Origin of the sequence: Brevibacterium sp., assembly GCF_022712115.1 — a bacterium.
In the GTDB taxonomy this organism is placed as follows: domain Bacteria; phylum Actinomycetota; class Actinomycetes; order Actinomycetales; family Brevibacteriaceae; genus Brevibacterium; species Brevibacterium salitolerans.
The window spans coordinates 1-3,366 of record NZ_JALAHB010000027.1 but is presented as its reverse complement, the minus strand read 5'-3'; the positions used below and the strand labels follow the sequence as shown (position 1 = coordinate 3,366).

Annotated in this window: 4 protein-coding genes; 1 reads left to right on the top strand and 3 read right to left on the bottom strand. The window is 70.9% G+C overall.

Annotated elements, in window-relative coordinates; all coding sequences use genetic code 11:
• On the bottom strand, positions 1-500 hold a 500-nt coding region (locus Q0A33_RS01220; RefSeq protein WP_291791942.1), incomplete at its 3' end, for a Fur family transcriptional regulator.
• 158 nt (positions 501-658) lie between these two features.
• On the opposite strand from Q0A33_RS01220, the gene Q0A33_RS01215 reads away from it, so the two are divergent.
• Positions 659-886, top strand: coding sequence for a hypothetical protein (locus Q0A33_RS01215; RefSeq protein WP_291791940.1), 228 nt, complete (start codon positions 659-661; stop codon positions 884-886).
• Positions 887-1,046: 160 nt separating this feature from the next.
• Here the strand turns inward: Q0A33_RS01215 and Q0A33_RS01210 are convergent, their stop codons facing one another.
• Together Q0A33_RS01210 and Q0A33_RS01205 are read right to left on the bottom strand one after the other, a co-directional pair.
• Positions 1,047-2,492 carry an NtaA/DmoA family FMN-dependent monooxygenase gene (locus Q0A33_RS01210; protein ID WP_291791937.1) on the bottom strand — a complete coding sequence of 482 codons (1,446 nt, stop codon included), beginning with the start codon at positions 2,490-2,492 and terminating at the stop codon, positions 1,047-1,049.
• Positions 2,489-3,366: MetQ/NlpA family ABC transporter substrate-binding protein (locus tag Q0A33_RS01205; RefSeq protein WP_291791935.1), on the bottom strand; the 878-nt coding region annotated here is incomplete at its 5' end. The genes Q0A33_RS01210 and Q0A33_RS01205, both read right to left, overlap by 4 nt.

Below are 3,366 nucleotides of genomic sequence, written 5' to 3'. Positions count from 1 at the left end.
TCCGCTGCGCGGGGCTCGCCGGCGTCCGCACCGCGTCCCGCCGCGTGTGCGAGGGCCGCCTGCTCCGTTCGCTCCGCGCAGTCCGTGCAGACGGCGCGGAAGGTGACGTCCGCGGACAGGACGGTGTGCATGCCGTGGGTCTGCGAGGGCGTGAGGCAGGGGGCGTGGCCCACCACGCATTCGACGTCCTCGATGCGTCCGCAGATCACGCACTGCATGTGGTGGTGGTTGTCCGCGGTGCGCGTCTCGTACCGTGCTCCGCCGGTGCCGGGCATGTCGATGCGCCGGAGCACGCCGCGGGCGCTCAGGTCGTTGACGACGTTGTGCACGGACTGCATGGAGACGGAGGGGAGGTCGTCGCTGATCCCGGCGTGGACCTCGGCGGCGGTGCTGTGCGGATGCTCCGCGAGGAACCGGAGGGCGGCGATGCGGCCGGGCGTGGCGCGCAGGCCGACTTCCCTCACCTGCTCCACCCAGGTCTCCGCGGACGTGATGTGCATACCCGAAGCCTGTTCGCAGATTTGATCGATGTCAAATTACGAGAGTGTCAGGGTGGGGGAGGGGAGGTGAGGCGCGGCCCGTGGGAAGCGGCGCTCCCAGCGAACGCTCAGACACGACCGCCGGGAACTCTCAGGGAGTTCCGATCTACGGTGTGCGCATGCCCATGCTGAGGATCGAGATCGAGGCCGTCGACAGGATCGAGGCCGTGCGCGTGCAGGCGCTCTACCAGCGCGGTGAGCGCGTGGTGAAGCTCGATGAGGAGGTGGAGGCCCAGGCGTGGAGACGCGGCCGGACGCCGGTGGGCCGGCCCGTCTTCGTGGGACTCACCAACGGTCGTCCGCTCCTCTACCGCTTCGACGTGCCGGTGGAGGCGGCGGCGCGCTGAGCCCGCTGCGGCGAAGCGCGCCGCCCACGCGACCATGACTCCCGCTTCTCGCCCCGGACGCCCGCTTCTCTGCGGAGAAAAGCGGGTGTGCCGGACGACAAACGGGTGTCATGCCGGCATCTCAGCCGCGCATCTCAGCCGCGCAGCTCAGCCGCGCATCTCAGCCGCGCAGCTCCTCGCGGGAGAGCTCCGTGGCCGCGGCGCTGTACTCGCGGAAGGCACCGCGGTAGCGCGCCGCCGGGTGGGTGTCCGGGAGGCGGTCCTGCCCGGTGAGCGAGCCGCGCAGGGTGCGCGGGGCCTCGGCCGCGGAGCCCTTCTCCTCCGGGGCCCTGGCCAGGCCGCGGCGGCGCAGCTCCGGGAGGACGTGGTCGATGAACTCGCGGTAGCTGCCCGGAATGGTGGAGTTCATGACGTTGATGCCGTCGATCCCCGCCTCCTGCCAGGCTGCCAGCTCGTCCGCGATCTGCTCCGGCGTGCCCACGATGCGCGTGGCGCGCGCACGGAAGTGGGCCATGTCCCGGAGTGTCGTGTTCCCGTTCGGGGCCATCTTCCGCAGCTCCGCCAGGTGCCCCTGCGCGCCCTCCGTGGAGAGCTCGCCGATGGGCGTGTCCAGCGGAAGGTAGCCCAGATCCACACCCATGCTGCCGCCGGTGTGGGCGATGAGCGCGTCGTCGTCGATCGAGGCGTCGAGGTCTGCGGCCAGCGCTTTGGCCTCGGCCTCCGTGGAGCCCACCACGAAGGAGAGTCCCTGGATGAACTTCACGTCGCCGGCCGCGCGGCCGTGCTCCACGGCGCGGCGGCGGATGTCCGCCGCGTGCTCCGCGGCGATGTCCCGGCGCGGGGCCATCGAGAACGTGGCCTCGGCGTGCTTGGCGGCCACGTCGCGCCCGCGCGGCGAGGAGCCGGCCTGGAAGAGGAACGGCGTGCGCTGCGGTGAGGGGGAGGACAGGTGCGGGCCCTCCACCGAGTAGTTCGCGGAGGAGTGGTGGATCTTCGCGATCTTCTCCGGATCCGCGTGCAGGCCGGTGCCGCGCGCGTGCTCGCGCGTCTTGTCCGCCAGCAGGGCGCCGTCCTCCCAGGAGCCCTCCCACAGCTTGTAGGAGACGTCCAGGTACTCCTCCGCGAGGTCGTAGCGGTCCCCGTGGGCGGCCAGGCCGGCACCGCCGTAGTTGCGGTGGGCGTTCTCCAGGGCGGAGGTGACGACGTTCCAGCCCACGCGCCCGTCGGAGAGGTGGTCCAGGGTGGACAGCTGGCGGGCGAAGGTGAACGGGTGCGCCTGGATGACCGCCGAGGTGAGCGCCAGGCCGATCCGGTCCGTCACCGCGGCGAGGGCGGAGAGGAGCACGAGCGGGTCGTTGGAGGGCACCTGCAGGCCGCGCCGCACGTGGGAGGCCCAGCCGCCCTCGTGGTCGCCGTAGAGGCCCACCACGTCGGCGAAGAAGGCGATGTCGAAGCCGGCCGCCTCGAGGTCCTGCACGAGGTCCACCCACAGCGCCAGCTCGTTGAAGCGGTGCTGCTGCGCCTCCTCCCGGCGCCACGCGCCGCCGACGATGTGGCTCGTGGTGTTCATGAGGAACGCGGAGAGGATGAGCGGGCGCGGGGTCATGAGGTGAATTCCTTCCAGGTCTCGCCGGCGTTGTCGACGGTGACGGTGTCCACGTAGTCCAGTGCGCCGCCCAGGTACTCGGCGTACCACTCCTCGACCTCCGGGGACTGGAAGGCGTCCTGCAGTGCGCGGGTCTTCTCCGAGGCCACCTCGTCGGGGGTGACGGCGACGACGTTGGTGTAGGGCACCTGCGTCTCCTCGTCGTCCTCGAGGATGAGCGCCGTCTTCTTCACGTCGTGCCCGGCCTCGGCCACCAGCCGCGCGAATGCGAGGCCGGCGTCCACGTCCGGCAGGGTCTGCGCGGTGGACTGCTGATCGATCTCGACGAACTCGAACCCGTGCGGATTGTCGGTGATGTCGCGCTGGGAGAGTTCGGTGACGGGCACGGACTCGTCGATCTCCAGCGCACCGGCCTCCGCGAGGAGCTTGAGGCCGCGGCCGTTGTTGGCGGTGTCGACCGGCAGGGAGATGGTGGCGCCGTCGGGGAGGTCCTCGATGCTGTCGTGCTTGAGCGAGAAGATGCCGCTGGGCGCGTAGTAGACGGAGAACGCCGGTGCCACCTCGGTGTCGTTGTCCTGATTGAACTGGTGGAGATAGGCGAGGTGCTGGAAGAAGTTCGCGTCGTACTCGCCCTGCTGCACCACCTGGTTGGGCTGGATGATGTCCGTGACGTAGGTGGTCTCCAGGGTCCAGCCCTCGTCCGCCAGCAGCTCCTTGGCGATCTCCGTGGGCTCCTGGTACGGCGCGGACTCGGTGACGATCATGCGGATCGTCCTGTCGTCCCCGCCGCCCGCGGCGTTGACCAGACCGCAGCCTGTGAACGAGGCGAGGCCGAGGGCCGCGGTCGCGGCGAGGGCGGCGCGCCGGGGGAGGG